The sequence below is a fragment of the Sapientia aquatica genome (assembly GCF_004358105.1).
Lineage (GTDB): Bacteria > Pseudomonadota > Gammaproteobacteria > Burkholderiales > Burkholderiaceae_D > Solimicrobium > Solimicrobium aquaticum.
In genome coordinates, this window is record NZ_SMYL01000017.1 from 1 (window position 1) to 20,274 (window position 20,274).

General features: G+C 52.7%; 16 protein-coding genes. 1 reads left to right on the forward strand and 15 read right to left on the reverse strand.

Translation table 11 applies throughout. The features are described from left to right. Window positions 1–85: 85 nt before the first annotated feature. A complete protein-coding gene (locus tag E2I14_RS20010; protein WP_133331170.1) occupies window positions 86–796 on the reverse strand; it encodes an Ig domain-containing protein in 711 nt (236 codons plus the stop codon). A gap of 218 nt (window positions 797–1,014) precedes the next feature. On the opposite strand from E2I14_RS20010, the gene E2I14_RS19855 reads away from it, so the two are divergent. Next, the gene (locus E2I14_RS19855) at window positions 1,015–1,143 is read left to right on the forward strand and encodes a hypothetical protein (protein ID WP_264757066.1); all 129 of its coding nucleotides are present in this window, start codon (window positions 1,015–1,017) and stop codon (window positions 1,141–1,143) included. A gap of 221 nt (window positions 1,144–1,364) precedes the next feature. Here the strand turns inward: E2I14_RS19855 and E2I14_RS18120 are convergent, their stop codons facing one another. From E2I14_RS18120 to dgoD, 14 genes are all read right to left on the reverse strand, one after another. Continuing rightward, entirely contained in the window at window positions 1,365–2,927 is a 1,563-nt protein-coding gene (locus E2I14_RS18120) for a GDSL-type esterase/lipase family protein (protein ID WP_133331172.1), read from the reverse strand. A gap of 52 nt (window positions 2,928–2,979) precedes the next feature. Continuing rightward, entirely contained in the window at window positions 2,980–4,506 is a 1,527-nt protein-coding gene (locus tag E2I14_RS18125; protein WP_133331174.1) for a glycoside hydrolase, read from the reverse strand. A gap of 35 nt (window positions 4,507–4,541) precedes the next feature. Next, a complete protein-coding gene (locus E2I14_RS18130) occupies window positions 4,542–7,271 on the reverse strand; it encodes a TonB-dependent receptor (RefSeq protein ID WP_133331176.1) in 2,730 nt (909 codons plus the stop codon). A gap of 88 nt (window positions 7,272–7,359) precedes the next feature. Further along, the gene (locus tag E2I14_RS18135; protein WP_133331178.1) at window positions 7,360–8,271 is read right to left on the reverse strand and encodes an alpha/beta hydrolase; all 912 of its coding nucleotides are present in this window, start codon (window positions 8,269–8,271) and stop codon (window positions 7,360–7,362) included. A gap of 115 nt (window positions 8,272–8,386) precedes the next feature. Beyond that, window positions 8,387–9,319 (reverse strand): LysR family transcriptional regulator, encoded by a 933-nt coding sequence (locus tag E2I14_RS18140; RefSeq protein ID WP_133331180.1) that lies wholly within the window; start codon window positions 9,317–9,319, stop codon window positions 8,387–8,389. A gap of 8 nt (window positions 9,320–9,327) precedes the next feature. Then, on the reverse strand, window positions 9,328–10,155 hold the full coding sequence (locus E2I14_RS18145; RefSeq protein WP_133331182.1) for an SDR family oxidoreductase: 828 nt from the start codon (window positions 10,153–10,155) through the stop codon (window positions 9,328–9,330). Between the two features lie 207 nt (window positions 10,156–10,362). Continuing rightward, a complete protein-coding gene (locus tag E2I14_RS18150; RefSeq protein WP_133331184.1) occupies window positions 10,363–12,675 on the reverse strand; it encodes a glycoside hydrolase family 2 protein in 2,313 nt (770 codons plus the stop codon). Between the two features lie 45 nt (window positions 12,676–12,720). Further along, window positions 12,721–13,698, reverse strand: coding sequence for an L-arabinose ABC transporter permease AraH (gene araH / locus E2I14_RS18155; RefSeq protein WP_133331186.1), 978 nt, complete (start codon window positions 13,696–13,698; stop codon window positions 12,721–12,723). Continuing rightward, on the reverse strand, window positions 13,695–15,242 hold the full coding sequence (gene araG / locus E2I14_RS18160; protein WP_133331188.1) for an L-arabinose ABC transporter ATP-binding protein AraG: 1,548 nt from the start codon (window positions 15,240–15,242) through the stop codon (window positions 13,695–13,697). Before araG ends, araH begins: the two co-directional genes overlap by 4 nt. 50 nt (window positions 15,243–15,292) lie before the next feature. Further along, a complete protein-coding gene (locus E2I14_RS18165; RefSeq protein WP_133331216.1) occupies window positions 15,293–16,240 on the reverse strand; it encodes an arabinose ABC transporter substrate-binding protein in 948 nt (315 codons plus the stop codon). A gap of 125 nt (window positions 16,241–16,365) precedes the next feature. Next, the gene (locus E2I14_RS18170) at window positions 16,366–17,316 is read right to left on the reverse strand and encodes an SMP-30/gluconolactonase/LRE family protein (protein ID WP_133331190.1); all 951 of its coding nucleotides are present in this window, start codon (window positions 17,314–17,316) and stop codon (window positions 16,366–16,368) included. Window positions 17,317–17,421: 105 nt separating this feature from the next. Further along, window positions 17,422–18,069 (reverse strand): 2-dehydro-3-deoxy-6-phosphogalactonate aldolase, encoded by a 648-nt coding sequence (locus tag E2I14_RS18175; RefSeq protein ID WP_133331192.1) that lies wholly within the window; start codon window positions 18,067–18,069, stop codon window positions 17,422–17,424. Next, window positions 18,066–19,061, reverse strand: coding sequence for a 2-dehydro-3-deoxygalactonokinase (locus E2I14_RS18180; RefSeq protein ID WP_206105680.1), 996 nt, complete (start codon window positions 19,059–19,061; stop codon window positions 18,066–18,068). The genes E2I14_RS18175 and E2I14_RS18180 overlap by 4 nt, the downstream gene beginning before the upstream one ends. Before the next feature lie 2 nt (window positions 19,062–19,063). Then, window positions 19,064–20,212 (reverse strand): galactonate dehydratase, encoded by a 1,149-nt coding sequence (dgoD, locus tag E2I14_RS18185; protein WP_133331220.1) that lies wholly within the window; start codon window positions 20,210–20,212, stop codon window positions 19,064–19,066. Between the last annotated feature and the right edge of the window lie 62 nt (window positions 20,213–20,274).

The window sequence follows — 20,274 nt, forward strand, 5'->3', positions numbered from 1 at the left end:
CCCATAAAACCCCGACTGCCTACGCCGGAAAAAGCTGGATAGATAATGCGAAAAACACAAACAAACAGACTTCAATGAGATCGGTTCAATTTAAAAAGTTACACGACAAGTAGTCTGACAGATGGGGCATCCACGTTGGCATACTACCGCCGAGCGCCCCCCCAATTGGCGATATCTGAACATTAATCTGTTCGTGTTGAGAATCAGCAAATTGCAGCTGCGCATCGAGGAATGACCAATCGAAGGTTCCAGATGCTACACCATTCACGTGGGACCAGGTATCGGAGTAGTCTTGACCTCGGGTAAATGGATATTGCGTAACGGTATTGTAACCAGTTCGATCCCATACACCGTAAGATTCCCTGGCCAGTCCTAGTTTGGCCAGCGGATTGGCTGGAGCGAGGGTGGCAATAGAAATCGACACCGTTGCACTTCCGGCTGAACTCGCGGATGTAACGATGTATGTAGTGGCTGGCGTAACGAGCGTTGGCGTACCCGTGATCATTCCATTGGCCGCATTCAAGCTCAAACCAGCAGGCAATGCTGGGCTAATCGTAAACGATGTAGCAACCCCTCCGCTGACAGTTGGACTATTCTCAGTTATTTGGACGTCCTTGGTGTAAACAGCTGGATTGCTGCTGTATACGACTGTGCCTGGAGCCGATGCAGGATTACTTACTGTCCCACCTCCTATCCCTGCAGTATTCCCAGAACTACTGCCTCCTCCTCCGCAGCTTTGCAGCATTAACAAAAAGGCTAAACCAGATATAAATTGTTTACAGTTTGCAGAAATCATAGGAAGAACACAGGAGGGTAAAGTTTAATAAATAAAAATATTTTTTTGTGACTGCTCTATCGAAGTCAGGTACGTTGACTTTCAGGCCCGCCAATTGTATCCGCATGGCAATCTTTTGCAAAACAAATAAAGTCAATGGGACACATTATAAAAAATCATGGCCGCGCGGTTCCCGCAATATTTCATCTCCCAGAAGATGAAATCATGTAATTGAAAAAATGAAAGCGGCGCAAGTGGCCAATGAATATGATATGAACGGTCATGCCGCTAAAGCAGAGCAGTTATTGAGAGAAGCTGAAAATGAAATGAAATTGGCGGCTGAAGCTGCGAACAAAAACAAAAAATAAATCTAACCAAAATTTGTAATGCGGCCGTCAAGTCTAATCGATCTGCACGGCTGGCACTGGAATCAACGTTAAGCGCCAAAAAAGAAACCAAATTGTGTCTGAATTGTCTCGCACAGCAGACAACAATCTGGATCAAGAATTTCAATAAATGGCAAACAACAATCCAGGCAAGGCGGAGCGGACAAATGGAGCCCCGGCTTCGTTCGATAAAACGCTCAACATCACTGGGAACTCAACACCACATCATCAAACTGTATAACCGTGTTCACACCATCCAGTTGCAGCACAACATTCACACTCCACGCTCCGGCCGGGGCAACCAGACTGCTGCAATACTGTCCCCATGAGCCTGTCGGATTAATTAATCCAACCGAGCTACTGATGATGCTCTGGTTTTCATCCTTGAATTCCACCCGCATTGACACCGTAGCGCCACTGCCCGAAGCCCGGCGCGCGAAACCGTTAACCGTGTAGGTTTTTCCAACCGTCACTGGCGTGGCTTGCCAGAATCCTGCTTCATTACTCTTATCGCCGCCAACAGTGAGCTGAGCATAACGCGATCCGGAATGGGCACCAGAACCGGATACGACTGTTCCACTGGCACTGTTGCCAAACGCCCACTGCCGCCATCCAGCCGCTTCCGCAGTGCGCCGCTGTCCGATTGGCACAATTTCGAAACCGGTATTTGATATGAGTCCGGTGCCCGCAAAGCTGGAGATCGTATTGGGCGTTGGCGCTGCCCAGCCCATTTGTGTCGCAATATGCGCTGCAAGAACATTTGCAAATCCGCCATGCTCTTCAATAACAGCGTGATTTTGCGACCACAACCAGGGCCAGCTGACCCAGGACACATTGGTTTCGCCTTTTGATTTCATATCGGCCACGGCAATGCTCAGATAGTTGGCTGGCTCATTCGCACTCCACCCCCAGGAATCAGCCAGAACCACGTGTGCGCCCGGGTGCACCTTGCGGATACGGTTCATGATCAGATCTTCCCAGGCCGGAATAACATTTGCCCGATTATCCCCTTGATTTGAATCATTTGAACCGGCATTGATAACAATCACATCCGCAGGAAACTGAGAGAAATCATACGTCACAGTCAAATCATCCGGCCGTAAAAGATTCCAGACGTTTTGCACCAATGGATTCGACAGGCCTGTCATGCCGGCCCCGCCCCAACCCAGATTTTGGTGTTCCGCATTGAGCATTCGTGCTGTGATCCCCGCATAGCCAAACCACGCATCATTACTTTTCGCGTAGCCCAGATCGTAAATGTCTTCGCTGTCATGCGCTGAGACATTCGAATCACCATAAAACTCAATGCGACGTGTCGGGCGGGCGGGAGGCGCCAACAATGTGCCGTCCACACTGAAGCCGGTAAAGGTCACTACACCCCAGAATTCAGTGCGTTTAAATAAAACCACCGTATGCGCTCCTGGTGCCAGACCGCTGGCCAGGGTATAGGTGACTGTTTTCCCTTTCGGAGGCTGAATAATGGTCGGAGTCACGACTCCGTCAACCATCACCTGAAGAAAATCCTTGCCAGTCGAATCTGAGAAAGTGCCCCTGATGGCAGTTCCATTCAGATTGACGGTAATTGACGTATTGGCCCACCCCAACACCGGCGCTGTCGGCGCGCTGAAGTCAACCCGTCCCATGTATTGAATGTTTGGATTGTCTGGCGCATAGCTGGTGGGTGCAGCAATCGCATTATTCCAGCAACATGCACTGAGGGTGAGGAAAACAGTGCCAACGGATGCAACGAGATGATTGAATTTCATTGTTTGTCTCCAGCTTATATTTTTTATTACTTCGATTTATAGTGCTTTGGGTTTAGTTCACGTAGACATTGTCAATTTCAAACGTCTGGACTGTATATCCAGAAAAAGTCGCTGAAAATAATTTCCCGTTCAAAAACGTGTCGGCATGATAGCTATGCTTATCGCCTTTGCCCGTATCACTTCCCGTTGACGTCGCAAGATACCCTCCCCCGGTTTGGGTATCCCAGCGTTGTACCAGTCCCTGACCGTTATAGCTGGTTCCGCTTACCGTTTTGAAGGCCGTCAAATCAAAATGCATAGTCTGCGACGTTTTGCCGGCATTGGCTGCGACGATGATTAGCTGATGCGCCACCGGATCGTAAGCCGAAACCATACTGCCTGTTGAATTCGGATTGGCAATGATTTTCATACCCGGACGAATATGCCGCGTAAATTGCGCCATGACATAGTATTTGGTATTGGCAGTACTGAATGATGATGAGCTTAAATTCGACTGAATCGCTCCCCATCCGCCATAATCCAACACCTGCCAATAGACCCAGCCACTTGGATGCAAATAGGAAAAGTCGAGCATCAGCGAATCAATAAGTTCCTGACCGCTGGCATCGCCGTCGCCATATTCTGAATTCCAGATTTTTTGTCCCGTTGGCGCTACCGCTGCAGCCAGCAAATCACGGCGGCCACCGGCATATTGATAACCATGGACATTAAATCGGCCAACCTGTGCCTTGGCGGCACCACTGATGCTTTGCCAGGTAGTGGTGGCCTGATCGTACGTATTTTCATCTGACGCACTGACCATCACATTTGCCAGACCCTGATTATTTAATTCGCTGCGCAAATAAGCGATGATGCTTTGCTGAGTGGAAGCGCCGATGAAACAACCTTCCTGGGAATTTGCGGTCGACCACCAGTTTGAGCTCGGTTCATTAAACGCCTCGACGGAATTAAATGTAATACCCCAATTGGTTTGAGCATATTTGGCAATCGTCGCCAGATACACGGCATGTTGATCCAGGTAAGAATTTTGCAGATTCGCGCCGCCGTTTGCAGCACCCTGCGGATCTTGATTGACCGTCATCCACCAGATGGGTGAATTGGAAAACAGTTCAAAGATATTCGCGCCGCGCAATTTGGCCTTTTGCATCATCGTGCGCTGGTTCAGATCGGCCGCCCAGTTCCAGCTCGCCGACAAGGGTGAATTGCTGTAGCCATCCAACCAGTAACCATCCATCTCCCGATTCGGATCCATGCTGGACGATAATTTCATGGTTAAGCCGTTATAGCTGCTGGAAGTACTGGCGCCGGCATTGTAGCGAACTATATTTAAGCCGAGGCCCGGCAGTACAACCCCATTCAGTGTCACCGAATTTGTCGTGAAGGCCAGATCAGCCAGATCGTCCCGATTACCAAATGCCTTGGCCCACCATGCCAGTGACGTTCCCCAACCATCCCAGGTTCCGTATGCACTGGCCGCATTGATTTTATATGTCGGGCTGGTTGTCGCCCCAACTGAACACGCTGATACCGCAATTGATCCAAGTAGTAATGCACTATTAAGAACTAGTTTGTGGTTCATAGAATATCCTTCATGCGACCGGTGTTTTCACCGCATCAGTTAAACGAATACGTGGTCGACATCCAGAACGTACGTCCGCGTAAATCGGCATAACGTGGGTCGTACCCGTATCCCGAATACGTGTTCGTAAAAGGCGGTGCATGATCAAATGCATTTTTGATCCCTCCACCAATTTGCCATTTTTTTGTCACGGTATATGCAGCCGTTAAATCATAGAGGGTGTAGCTCGAAATTCGTGGGTAGCCTGGGATAGTCAGGTTGTAAAAACCGGAATAAGAATTCTCGTCGCGGTAGCCGGATTTGAAATTTTGAGCAAACGTGACATCCCATCCGTCTTTCACCCAATTCAACGTCAGATAATGTTGCCAGCGACTTACGCCACCCGAAACACCAACCGATGACGTGGTCGGCGTAATACCTAAACTTTGATCAAATTTCTCTGCATAAGTACCATGCAGATCGACTGAAAAATTACCCAGCTGAGTGCTCGGGATACCATAGTGCATATCCAGATCTGAACCTCGCGAATTCCATCGTCCGATATTCAACGATGGATTTTTTACATAAAGAATCTCTCCCGGCAACGTGGCTGTCGCCGTTGCCGGATCGCGTACCAACAAAAATGAATATTGGCTGGCGGTTGCCGGATCGAAGGCCAAATTAGTCGGCAGTCCCCCAACTGAAATAACATTTCTCAAATTGATCTGGAACATATTTACCCCAAGAGAGAACTCTTTAATGGGCTCAAATACGAATCCAATCGTGCTTTGTCTTGATTTTTCCGGTTGCAAATCAGGGTTCCCGTACAGCAGGGACTGATAAGGCGTTGTGCAATCGTAGGCCGACGTTGCCGCGACCTGGGCGACGTTTCCAGGGCAGCGTACCGGATCAGGGATCGGCTGACTGTTATAGCCGAAGGTCGCAGGTGTACCAATATCACTCAATGTCGGTGCGCGAAAGCCCGTTCCCCAGGAACCACGGACAATCAATACTTCGGCTACCGGTTTCCACAGGAATGACACCTTGGGGTTGAGGGTGTTCCCAAAATTTGAGTAGCTGTCGTCGCGCGCACTCACATTTAATTCCAGGGATTTCAATACCGGGATATTCGCTTCGGCGCTGAGCGATTTGACCGTAACAGGTTTCGGATTGGCCGGAGGAGCTGCTCCTCCCCAATTCATCAGCTGGCCGGTAGTCAGTTCCGGAGAATAGATTTGCGACAACCGTTCGTCCATTAACTGCGCGCCCAGTGCCACATCGACAGAACCAGCCGGTAGTTTGAACAGCGGTCTGGAGATTCTTCCGTCCCAGGTTTTTGTGATGGCAAAGGCGTTTTTGAATTCGCCGTTAAATTGCGTCGCCTTTAGCAGGGCAAGGTCGCCAGGGGTCTGCAAACCGAAAGGGTTGTAATGACCACTTTGCACCAGATCATAAAATTTGGCGGTATAAATCATGTCACCCAAAAAAATTTGCTTACTGGCGGCACGATTAAATTGAAATGCCGTGTCGTAATCCCAGCCGGCAATCGTGCCATTGATGCCAGCAACAATGCGCGCCTGCTTATTGGTGGTTTCGATCACAGAAGCACCGAGCTCGTTGAGAGAAGACTGAAACCCGATTGGTTCACCATTTACGCCCTGGTCGGTGGCCCATTGTGTGGGATAAAAAGGATTGCCGGGAGAAAGGGTAAATGCGGTGCGCCCGGGGAAATTACCTGCTGCGGTATTATTTTCACCGATAGTAAAGGTGGGCGTTGAAACCAGACGGTAGGTATTTTGCGAAAGGCCCGCCTCAACATAGAATTCAGTTTCTCCATTCGGCCGGTAGGTTAATTTAGATATTGCCGAAATTTTCTTATCTTTGGGCAGTACGTAGCCCAGCGTGGCGAAATTATAATTACATCCGCCGTAGCCATCCGAATACTGATTCGGTTGCGTACAGTTCGGGTCGGTGGGATTACCCCAGGCTCCGCTGGCAGTGTAGGCTCTGCCTGGATAGCCGACATAATTCGGGAACAGCAATTTTCCCGCCGCAGGACCATAATTCGCTGGCAAAAGTTGAGACGACGTATAGGAACGTGCTGCCGCATTCAAGGGTTGATTCTGCCGAAGATCCACAGACGCAAACACATTGTATTTATCGTCTGTTAAATCACCGATACCGCCGCTAAGCGTTGCACTCGAACCGCTGGCGCCACCGTGCTGTGATGCGTCACCATACACGGTCGCCTCTACACCATGAAAATCTTTTTTCAGAATGAAGTTGATCACACCGGCAACCGCATCAGCGCCGTAAATCGCGCTTGCCCCATCCTTTAATATCTCAACACGTTCCAGCGCGCTGATCGGAATGGTGTCGATATCGACCCCACTGCCGCTGAACGCATTATTGGCTACACGACGGCCATTCAACAAGACCAAAGTGCGTTCAGCTCCCAGTCCACGCAATGAAGGAGAGCTTTGGGCATCACCGCCATACATGCTGGTTGTGGGACTGTAAGCGCCGGCGTTTGACGAAGATGACACCGCATTTAACAATTCGGCCGCCGTTGTGGCGCCGGTATGCTCAATATCTTTCTTCGTCAGAATTTGCACCGGCAACGAGGTTTCGCCGGCGATCTGTTTAACCGATGAACCGGTGATATACACCTTCTGTGGTGCGTCGCGGGATTGATCATCCGGATTGTCCGCAGCACAGGAAATGCCAACGTATCCAGTCAGACTGACAGCCGAAGTGACGGCCATAGCGATGCGCTTGAATTGCATAAAATGTCTCCTCTTTTTAGAGTAATTTTTGTATTGTTAAAAACTGCTTATAAAACCTGTATCAACGCATTCCTGAAACGGAATCCGCTTACTGCATTCGCTTTTTTACCCAACGCACAAAGAGCGCAGGCCACTGATCTGTTCCGTCGGCAGCGCGGCCGAGCCCAAAACCGTGACCACCGCGTTCGAACAGATGCATCTCAACCGGAATATGGTGCGCGAACAATTGCTGTGCATAGAGCGTTGATTCCTCGACATGGCACACCTGATCGTCATAGGCATGCACCAGAAAAGCGGGAGGCGTATCGGGCCCAACTTTTTCCAGCAGACGGTTGTCGTTTCTTTCCAGATCGGTCAGTTGGCGCAGGTAAAGGCTTTCTTCAAGCCATTTTTCATTTTCTGCCGTGTAGTTCGTGACGCCATAAATCAGTGCCGAGAAATGCGGTTGCTCATCCGGATCAGTGCTCACCCAAAGGGTAGTCAATGCTGCCAGATGGCCGCCGGCTGAAAATCCCATCACACCAATTTTCATGGGATCGATGCCAAATTGTCTGGCCTTATCATGCATCAATTTCAATGCCCGCCGGCTGTCAGATAGCGGCACCATTGAAGGCTGATCGGAACTGAGTTGATTCGGAAGCCGGTATTTCAATACCGCCGCCGTAATGCCTTGTTCGGCCATTCTGCGCGCCACATCGTAACCCTCATGATGAATCGCAACGCCGGAATAATTCCCTCCCGGGATCACCAGCACGCCGATTCCACTGTGTCTGCCGAGCGGAGAAAAGACAGTAATGGTCGGGTCGGTTATGTTTTCCAGTATGCCACTTCCCCAATAGTGCACTTCACGTTCCTGCAACTGATTCGGCTTGGAAAAGGGCATACTCACGCCTTCCCAGAGTCGGATCACCACAGGCGCGGCAACGGCGCCTGCCAGCGCCTGCACGCTGCAGATCAGCAAGCCTGTCATGCAACACAGGTGGAAAAATTTCAGTCTCATTGCATCTCTCAACGTTGTCAGCAACTACATTGGCCCCGATTGTATAAGCACCGTTTAAATCGGGACTATGAATAGTCGCATGGCAGGTATATGTTTTTAGAATAGGATACTGTCGTCAGCATGAAGCACGACTCAACAGGTCAACCATGATTTGTGCACTGGTGGACAGACGATGTTGTTTGCGCGTGACGATGCCATAGGCATCCATCACCAGATCCAGGTCCACATCGAGCTGTACCAGCAGACCGGCCTCCAGATAGTGACGCAACGGCTCAAGCGGCAATGCCACCAGAAAGTCGCTCGATAACAACAAACTGATAATGACCGGCATGGCCGAGGTTTCCACGGCAGCCCTGGGGGTATCGAGGCCCTTGGAAACGAACAGCGAGGTCAGTCGGTCGCGCAATACGCTGGCGCGTGGTGGCAGTATCCACGTGGCCTGGCTTAACTGCCTGAGCGTCAAGTCACCGGCTTTAGTCAGAGGGTGACCAGCACGCACCACGAGATGATGCTGTTCAGTCTGCAGAGGGACAAACTTCAGCTCGGCACTTGCATCCGCTCCAATGATGCGACCTATCATGACATCGAGCATCCCGGCGCGCAGCTGCTGCAATAGCGCAATGCTGGTGTCGACCACCACCGAGACATTTACTGCCGGATGACTGGCCTTGAATTCGGTCAGGGCGCGTGGCACCAGACTGGTCGAGGGTGTGATGATGGTACCGACCGAGACCTGTCCGCGCGAACCTGACATCAGTTCCATCACTTCCTGATGTGCCGAATCCATTTCTGCCAGCGCCGCTCCAGCCCTCCTGATCATTACCTCACCGTTGATGGTCGGTGAAATCCCGCGTGCCAGTCGCTCAAACAGCTGCACACCCAACACGTATTCCAGCTCAGAGAGGCGCTTTGACGCTGAAGACTGCGTCATGTTCGCAGCCTGCGCAGCGCGCAGGATTGAACCATGCCGGCCCAACTCCACCAACAGGACCATATGACTGGTTTTCAGATGGGTCCGTACAAAGCGGTCCGAGAGATGATCGCGCATAGAATGGTTTATTCGTGATAGAGCTGGGAGCGACCACCGTCAATCAAAATATCCGTGGCATTAATGAATTGCGCTTCATCGCTGGCCAGAAATAATGCGGTGTAAGCCACTTCCTTTGGATCACCAATACGTTTACACGGAAGTAACGCGGCCTGCCGCTGAGCTTCATAAGCCGGATCAGGACAGCTACTGAGCCAGGTCTGAATCGCTTCAGTCAATATAAGGCCCGGTGAAATTGAATTGACCCGCACACCGCGCGCGGCATATTCGATCCCCAGTGAACGAGTCAGACCGATCAGAGCGTGCTTGGCCACCGGATAAGGGAAGCAACCGGGAATGATTTTGTGACCGTGAACCGAAGCGATATTCACGATCGAACCGGCACCCTGAGCCAGCATGGTCGGCAGTACGGCGCGCGTCGCGTTCCACACTCCGTCCAGATCGACCGAAAAGCAGCGTTGCCATTGTTCCTGTGTCATTTGCAACGGGTCGGCGAACACATTCATGCCTGCATTATTGACCAGCACATCGACGCGCCCAAACTGCTCCAGGGCTTGATCAACCAATGCCTCCATGGCATCTTTATTCGACACATCGGCCTGTACAAACAGGGCATTTTGCTCACCCAACTCAGTGCGCATCGCGTGTGAAGCCGCATCATAGCGCCGGCTGTTCAATACAATTTTGGCGCCGTGGCGTGCAAACAGGCGTGCAGTTGCCGCGCCGATTCCCAGGGTTGAACCGGTAACGATGGCCACTTTGCCTTCCAGACGGCCAGCACCTGGTGGTGGAAATTTTTCAATCAATTCAGTCTCGCATTCATTTAGTGTTGACATTGGAAGGGCTAGTCTGACCATGGGCCTCGGGCGGGCCGCTCTCAAGGGGTGACCCTGACTGGACCAGATCATATCTTTGGTCTATCTATCGTGGAAATGAAGAATATTGATCGGAGCTATGACAAATCGCGATAGCTTGATTCGGTAGCAATAAAAATTTGCTGAAGCAGTCAGGTAAGGCGCCAGCTTGCCTTACCTGACGCGGAACTAAACCAGTTCTGCCCCTGCGGCGCTGACACGCACGGTAACGCTGGCACTGCCCAGCAACGCATGCGTGGCCGTCAGACGAACCAGGCCGCTTTGTTGTGTGGTGCGCAACCAGACCGCGCCACTGCCGGCAACCAGAGAAAATGGATTCGGTCCAATCAATTCCGCAGGGCCTTCCAGATGCAGCACAACAGCATCACCACAGGGCTGCCGGATTGCACCGAATTCATCCATCATCCGAATCACCACCCGGGTTGCATCAATACCGTCGGCAATCAACTGTTCATCATCAGCGAACAGAGCGAATTTCTGATCAATTCCTTTTCCGGACAAGGTTTTACTGATCACCATGCGTCCATTGATATACCCTTCCATGCGCAGGTCACCCCAATGTGTAATTGCAGCCTCATACAGATCGACAATGAACGGGGCATAGGGCAGGTGGGGAAACTGTTTGCGGTCAGGGTCGGCTTCGGCTACCAGTTTCGAGTCAATATAGAACTTGACGTGCTCGCAATTGGAACAGACCAGCACATCGCGAATGCCGATCGATTCGTCGTTGCGCGACCAATGGAAAGCTGGTTCCAGCACGATTTCTTCGGCCGGATCGCACTGCGATTTATAAAAGCCGGCTGCCGGTTTTGGTTCACGGAAAATATCACTGACGCCGTGATAGCAGATCCGATCACCGGAACCAAAATCAGCATGCGTATTGTAGTCAAACGCGCACCAGCCCAGACCGCCGGAATACTGGGCACTGGAAGCGAGCTGATCATGGATACGGGCATGGCGCAGGGTATGCTCCATCAACCGTTCTTTACTGTCGATGGTTTTGGTCGGATAAGTATGACCAACAAATTCGGTGTTCAGATAACGTGGATGATTCGGTGCCTTCAGAGGAAATTCAAAATCATTCATCGTGAATACATCTTCCAGAAATTCAGACTCCTGGAAATAACGTATCCCACCGGTTTGACGAGTCGGATCAAGTCGGTGCGCCAGCGCGTTGGTCTTGGTATAAAAGTCGTGAAAATCCTGGGATTCATTGACCCGCACGCCCCACAGAATAATGCTGGGGTGATTCCAGTCACGTCGTATCATGCGTTGCACATTATCGACACAGACCTCTCGCCAGGCTTCGTTACCAACAAACTGCCAGCCTGGTATTTCTTCCAGAACCAATAGACCAAGCTCGTCACAGGCATCCAGAAAATGGCTCGAATTCGGGTAATGGGAAGTGCGCACAATATTGCATTTCAATTTTTTGCGCAGAATTTCTGCATCGCGCTTCTGTACCCGCGCGCCCATCGCCTGCCCAACATACGGGAACGTTTGATGGCGGTTAAGGCCGCGCAGTTTCACGACTTTCCCGTTCAATTCGAAGCCATGGTCAGTAAACTCAGCGACCCGAAAACCGAAACGGCGACTCAGCTGATCGATCACGACTCCAGTGCGCAGCAAACGAACCTGCACCGAATACAAACTGGGATCTTGCAGATTCCACAGGCGGATTCCATGCAGATTGGTCAGGCGCACGCTCTGTACCTGTTCTGAGCTGGTATCGGCCGTCATCACGGCGCGACCACTGGCGATCACGGTGCTGCCATCGATCAGATCCACTTCGAGTTCCAGTGGCTCGCTTTGCCCCTCCAGATTCAGGATAAAACACTGCACATCCACCGCGGGTGCAGCCGACAGAGTGTCGATGGTTTTAACGAACACATTGTCCAGATGTTGTGCGGGGACTATGCGCAGCGCGACCTCGCGATAAATGCCACCGAAAGTCAAATAATCGACCTGGTTACCCAATGGGGGAATATCCTTTCTTTCCGTCGAGTCGACATCCACGGCCAGAACGTTATCTCCATGCCAGTTAATATGCGGCGTCAGTTCAAACGAGAAGGGGGTATACCCGCCGCGGTATTCACCAAGTCGCACCCCATTTATCCATACGGTTGCCGCCGTCATGACCCCTTCAAAATCAATGAAGACATGCTTGCCTTTGGCCTTTGGCGGGAGCTTGAAATGGCGGCGATACAGCGAAACAAATTCATAGGACTGATCATCAAAACTGTGCCATGGCAAACGGCTGTTCGAATGCGGTACCGTAATTTTCTGGAAACGACTCTCATCACAAACCGGATCATGGCCACCGGCCACAAAGTGCGGGCTAAAACGCCATTGACTATTGACAGGCAAGGTCATGCGCATGCCGGCACTGTCCAACGCCGTTTTGGCCCTGGCCATGCTGACCGGTAACGCCGCACCGGCCGTCATCGCTCCCATCGATAAAATAAAATTACGTCTTTTCATTTGGTCTCCCTGTTTATTATTAGAACAGCTTCACACTGGCCGACATTAGTGACGAGCGCCGCGACTTTTAAGTTGATCCAGCAGCACGGCGATTAACAGAATCACGCCACGCATCAGGTACTGATAAAACGCATCCACATCCAGCAGATTCATGACATTTTCGAGTGTCCCCATAATCAGCACGCCAACCAATACGCCGAAAATTCTTGCCTTGCCGCCTTGTAAGGACACCCCGCCCAACACACACGCTGAAATCACATCCAACTCAAAACCCTGCGCCGCATTCGGTTGACCGCTGGTGATACGCGAGGCCAGAATCAGCCCGGCCAGAGCGGCCACCAGGCCCTGAAGCAGAAATATCCAGACGCGCAATCGTTCTACCCTCACTCCCGCCAGTCGCGCCGCTTCCGGATTACCTCCAATGGCCAGGGTATTGCGACCGAAGACCGTGTGATTGAGTAAAATCCCAAACACAACAAAACAGAGCGCCATCACCCAGACCGGCAAGGGCATGCCCAACAGACGCGCATCACCAAAATTAATAAACAGCTCGTTCGCAATCCCCACTGCCTGACCATGCGAAACGATAAAGGCCAGTCCGCGCACCATCAACATCGACGCCAGTGTGGCAATCAACGCGTTGACCCGCAGATAGGCGATCAACACGCCGTTTGCAGCGCCAATGAGCGCACCTGACAGCAGGCCACCACCGATGGCAATAACGGTGCTGTGCGTAGACTCGAGCAGAATCGCACCCAACACTCCGGAAAAGGCAATGGTTGAACCAACCGACAGATCAAAATCACGCGAGGCCAGACACAGCATCATGGTGCAGGCCACCATGCCAATCTGCGCTACCGACAGCATCAGCCCGACGATATTGACAGCGGAGAAAAAGTTCTGCACGGTTGCCGCCAGCAACGCGAACAACAGCGAGTAGCCCAGCGTCATGCTGTGTTCAATCATCCATTGTCTGGGATGAACGGATTGGACTGTGTGTTGCAAAGGAACGGGTATAGTCATACAAATCTCCGAATGGCTGGATGGGTGTTATTCAACGGCGCTGTGCTTGCAGCGGCGTCTGGCAGCGCCAGACTGAGCACACTGTTTTCATCGGCCTGTTCGCGGTTTAAGGTTCCGGCTATCTGACCGTCACGCATGACGACGATGCGATCGGCGATACCCAATACTTCTGGCAGTTCACTTGACACCACAATGACGCAACAGCCGCTTTCCGCCACTTCATAGATAATCCGGTAGATTTCATTCTTGGCGCCGACATCAATCCCACGCGTTGGCTCGTCCAGTATCAATACCTTCAGATTAGCCTCAGCCAGCCAGCGCGCCAGAATCACCTTCTGCTGATTCCCACCGGATAACAGCCGCAACTCCTGAGTTCGATGCGGCGTTTTGATACGCAGACGGGCAATGAACCGGTCTGCAATGGCCGCTTCCATCCGATGACGCAAAAACAAACCCGCGCGCAAATTTTTTCTTCGACAACTGATGTTGATATTTTCCGCAACCGAGGCCTGTGCCAGGATGCCCTGCTCCTTCCGGTCCTCCGGGCAAAAAACCATGCCTTGCTCAATCGATCCGGGCGGGCCTGATTCAGGCAACAATTTTCCATCCAACTGCACGCTTCCTGAGCTGCGCGGATCAGCGCCATACAGAAGTCGCATTAACTCGGTGCGCCCTGCTCCAACCAGTCCGAAAAAGCCCAGCACTTCGCCCTCTCGCACCGTGAAACTGGCACTGTTGGTCAGCGTTCTCCCGGCAAGGCTGGACACCACCAGTCGGTCCTTGCCTGGCGTGCGGGCGCGATAAGCATAAATATCATTTACTTCACGGCCAACCATTTCACTGATCAATCGCTCTCTGGGCACGCTTGCCATCGCCGGATGAGTGACGATTTTGCAGCCATCACGAAAAATGGTGCAGCTGTCACACAATTCATACAACTCTTCCAGACGATGCGAGATGTAAATCAACGCATGACCAGTGCGGCGCAGTTCTCGCACCAGGCGGAACAGAATGGTACTTTCAGTATGCGACAGACTGCTGGTGGGCTCGTCAAAGGCAATGATTTTGGCGTCCTGCATAACGGCCTTGCAGATCTCCACCATCTGACGCTGTGCAATCGACAGATCGGCAAGACGCGCGTCGGGATCGATATCCACGCCAATTTCAGTCAACCGTTCAGCGACGATACTGCGCGCCTTGTTGCGGTCGACAAAACCAAAGCGACCCGGCATCCGGCCCAGCAGAATGTTTTCAGTGACAGTCAGTTCCGGAACATATTGCAGCTCCTGATGGATTACCGCGACACCGGCTGCAATCGCATCTCTGGCACTGGAAAACTGGCAGTGATGTCCCTGGACTAACATGCGTCCACCGTCAGGTCGATACTGCCCACCCAGAATTTTGAGCAGCGTCGACTTGCCGGCTCCGTTTTCACCCAGCAAGCCATGCACCGAGCCAGCCTGAACCGAAAAGCTGACCTTATTCAGGGCTGTCACACCAGGGAAAATTTTACTGACCTGATCAAATTCGAGATAAGCTGGCACGGCACCCTCTCATGCAAACGCAACAAAAATATAGTTTAGGGAGTTGCCTGTTACAGACCATTTTCAGCACGCACTACTTGCTGGTTTATTCGGGTCATCAATACGCCACTGGTAACAATGATCGCAGGCGGCACCTGATTAGCGCTGATCCACTGATACAGGTTGGCCGATGTTTCATAGCCATGGCGCTTCGGGCTGATCAGTACCGTGGCAAAAAATCCGGTCAGTTTCGGTTTGGCAAATTCATTGAGCGCGGTTTTACTTCCACCAATTCCGATACCGATCACATTGTCGTTGCCGAGATTGTGCCCTTCTGCTGCACGAATGGCTCCCAGCACGGCTTCATCGTTCAGACCAAATACCAGCCAGTGTTTCATGCCGGCCTGTTTAGTCAGCAGGATATTGGCTGCATTGAACGCACTTTCCGTATCGGTCTTAGCCTGTGCTGCATCGAATATATTCGTCACTGGAAAGCCTGCATCCTTCAGGGCAGCGACGGCTCCCATGGTCCTGTCACGCGCCGTTGGCAACTGATCGAAAGCAACCCGCATCGCGCCCACTTCTGCCGGATTCCAACCACGCGATTTCATTTCATTAGCCAGTCCCTGCCCAACCTGCCTGCCGATTTCAAAGCCAGAGATACCCATATGCGGAATGGAGGCCACCGCTTTTCCTGCGCCGTCGAGCAGTTGATCGTCGACCGATATAACTTTCATGTTGTAGCGTCTGGCAGCGCGCTCTACTGCCGCACCAAGCTTGACATCGGGCGCGCAAATGACAAAACCCTGGGCCTGTTGCGCAGCAAGGTTATCGATTGCCGCCATCATTTTTTCGCCATTGGGAATGCCGATTTTCACCAGCGTAAAACCTTTGTCTTTTGCTGCCTGTTCGGCAAAACGCCATTCATCCTGAAACCACGGCTCTTCGGCCTGTTTGACTAAAAATCCGATTTTTACCGGCTCGGCGGCGTGCCCGACAAATGGGATCAGCGTCGCCATGCAGCAGCACAGCAATAGTGTGCGCAGCTGCAGCGCGAGGCCCCGAATGAGTGAAAAAAGTTGATGCATGTTTATCTCCTGGTAGTTTTTATTGGTACAACCCCAAAGGGCGGGGCACAACTGAATCAATGGCTGTCGTCAAACAAGGTTTCAGGTACACCCACAACATCCGGTAATGCGATTCCGAACAGACTGCCTGCGTCAGGCATCGCCGCGTTCTCCTGTGGCGACATTTCCTGGCGCGAACTCGTGACCAGCAGATTACGCAACGACAGCTCGCCAAATGCCGGACAGGTTGGATTTTTGGCCGGCACCTGCCATCGCTGCATCAACTCACCTAGCGGCGAATAACGCTGCACACTGGCCGCACCCCACTGCGCATTCCAAAGGCAGCCGTCACTGTCGATCACCGCTCCGTCCGGATACGCGCCGGTTTCGGATAGCGTTGCAAACAGACGGATATTGTCGACCTGCGCGCTCTCAGAGTCATAGTCACACTGCATGATGCGGCGCGTTAAGGTGTCTGAAAAATACATGGTGCGGCCGTCAACACTGAAGCAGATACTGTTGGCGATGGCCACTGCCGGCAAGGCCAGGCGACGCAAACCGTGCTGTTGCGAATACTGATAAAAACTGCCGATCGCGCGCTTTTCTGTGGCTTCATTCATCGTCCCAAACACATAGAATCCGCGCCGGTCGCAGCGGCCATCGTTGATGCGGGTGCGACTTTCAGTCGGATCGACAGCACATGCTGTTTGAATCTGCAGCTGCAACTGAGCGTCGGCTTCGCGCTGCTGGCGCTGCCGGCTGGTGCGCGCAAATGCCAGGCGCTTCGTGAAACCGATCAGAATCGCTCCCGACTGGCAATGCACAAAAGAACCGGCCCGATCAGGCAATCTGAAACTGTGCAGTGCATTACCCTTTGCCGACCAGCTGTGCAACGCGGACGATTCGATATCGGTCCACCACCACCGCGCGGTCGCCGCGTGCCAGACCAAACCCTCGCCGAGCAGCGAATTATGTTTAAACTGTAATTCCATCTCGTGGCCGTTATCAAAAACAGGTATCTCAGGCATAAAAATCTGCTCAGTCAGAAAGTGCGATGTCAGGCATCTTAACGACTCTGTGCATGTCCAACAAATGCATTCCGTCGCACCAGCTATGTCATTTCAGCATAGCTGTTACTGCGCTTGCAGCGCACACCATGCGGCTACAAATTCACGCGCACGCTCGGTGACCTGGGCGAGCGACATGCCGGGCTTATACAGTGCGCCACCCAAGCCAAAGCCCGAGGCGCCGTTACGTTGATACTCGGCCATGCGCGACGGTGTTATTCCACCTACCGGAAATAACAGCAAGTCAGGTGGCAGCACCGCGCGCACTGCATTCAGTACTGCCGGCGTCACCAGTTCGGCCGGAAACAGTTTTACGGCGTGGGCTCCGGCAGCAATGGCACTGAATATCTCCGCTGGCGTAGCGGCACCAGCCAGGCACAGCATTCCAGCTTGCCTGGCACAACGAATGACATCCGGATCGTTGTGGGGCATGACGATCAGGCTGCCGCCAGCCTGTGCAATCTGCTGTACCGAACTGCTGTGAAGAACCGTACCGGCACCGAGCACCGCATCGTTCGGCAGGCACTTCCTGATTCGGGCCAACGAGTTCAATGCATCCGGCGAATTGAGGGGTACTTCAATTATTCGGAATCCCTGCTCGTACAGGGTCAGCGCTACACCCTCGGCTTCATGAGGGTGTATGCCGCGCAGAATGGCAATGAGCGGCAGTCTGTCGCAGGCAAGTTTGAAATGTGAAAAATCGACTGAATTCATGATTGACCGGCCAGTGAAATTGACGTATTGATCAGTCCGGCCTGTGTGGCCAGTTTCCACAAACCGTGCGGGGCCGTGTTATGCAATACCAGTGGTACCGGTGCCGCCAAACGTGTCAATGCCTGGCGATACATCGCGCACAGTTCAGTTGCGCCGATCAGCACCAGCGGTGCTGCATCCAGACCGGCCTCACTTCGCCATGCCAGTCCGGCAAGCAGTTCATGACCTATCAGCAGGCCGGAAAGGTAGTCAGCCAGACTGTCGGCACTCATCGCCCCAGTCAACCCCAGTGTCCTGACGGAAAAAAGCTGGTGGCTCAGACCAGAATGATGATGATCCCGCGCGGTATCAACACCTTTATCAAATGCCGCCATACTCAACCTGACCGGTTCCGGCTCTGCCGGGATCAGAAAACCCAACACCGAATGACGTGACAGTACCGCAAATAATTCACCTGTCATGTGCGTGGCGAAATCAAGGATTTGTGCATGCTGCACATTGACCCACTTTGAATGCGTTCCCGGCAGGATCAGGCAGGCCGCCGCGGCCAGTTCCGGATGCAGCTCGAGCGCACCGACAATCTGGGTTTCCTCGCCGCGCATGACATCTGGCGGCAAACCCGGTGTCTGCACGATCAGGCCGGGACAAATCCATGGCGCCGTATCGTCAATCGGCATCAGACTCTGGGCCAGCTCGCCTGCATTACTCGGACAGGCGACATAAGGTGCGGTGCGCCAGCCATGTTGTGAACCAACCATGCCAGAGGCAAGCAATGGCAAACTGCGCCCTCTGTGATCACGATAGTCAAGCCAGTCACCAGCGAGTTCACGCAACACTCTGGCATAGGCATCACTACCCCTTAGCTGCAAGGCGCCCTGCTGCGATGAGCGGGTCTGTAGCACGCTGCCCTGTGCGCCTATCAGAAACACGCGCAATCCAGTGCTGCCCCAGTCAATGCCGATCAACTGCGCTGCATCGTTGTGTTTTTTCATGGTCACCATTCGGCCACACTGCCATCCTGGTGCCGCCACAGCGGATTGCGCCAGTCAGGCGCGTTCCGGCTGGCCTCCTCTACCCGTTGCTCATCGATCACAACGCCAAGCCCGGGTTTGGGTAACGGCGCGATATAGCCACCGACAATAGTGAAGTCGTCGCGATTGACCACATAGTCGAGTAATTCAGCACCCTTGTTGTAATGAATTCCCATGCTTTGTTCCTGCAGCACCGCGTTGTGTGACACAAAATCGACCTGCAGGCAGGCGGCCAGCGCAACCGGTCCGAGCGGACAATGCGGTGCCAGTGCGACGTCGTGTGCCTCAGCCATGGAAGCGATGCGAATACATTCGGAAATGCCGCCGGCATGCGACAGGTCGGGCTGCACGATGGCGATGCCCCCTTGCTGGAAAACGCGTTTGAAATCAAATCGTGAATACATGCGCTCACCGGCGGCAAGCGGAATAGAGGTGCTCTGGGCAAGTTGCGGGTAATATTCACACTGTTCGGCCAGCACCGGTTCTTCAACAAACAAGGGACGGTACTGCTCCAGTTCGCGCAGCAGCACCTTTGCCATTGGCGCGGCGACCCGGCCATGGAAATCAATGCCGAATTCAATCTGATTGCCGAACGCACTGCGTATTTCCGCAATGCGTTCCACCGCAGCATCCACATCTTTCGCACTGGCGATCATGCCGAATTCTTCTGTGCCGTTCATCTTGAACGTATCGAATCCGGCTTCACGCAAACGACGAATGCCGGCGATCACATCAGCAGGTCGGTCACCGCCGACCCAGCTATAGGTTTTCATGCGATCACGGACCAGCCCGCCGAGCAACTGATAGACCGGCACATTGTGCACTTTTCCCTTGATATCCCAGAGGGCCTGATCAACACCGGCAATGGCGCTCATGAGTATGGGGCCACCGCGATAAAATCCACCACGGTACATGGCTTGCCAGAGATCATTGATGCGCGCCGGGTCCTGACCGATCAGGAAGGACGACAGTTCATGGACCGCAGCCTCCACTGTTTTGGCGCGGCCTTCGATGACGGGTTCGCCCCAGCCGGTAACGCCGGCATCCGTCTCGATTTTAAGAAGCATCCAGCGTGGCGGAATGCGGTAGGTAGTGAGCCTGGTTATTTTCATCATATTCTCAAAAGATTGACCAACACGGAAATGAGGATCCAATGGGCAAATCTTAAACCGGG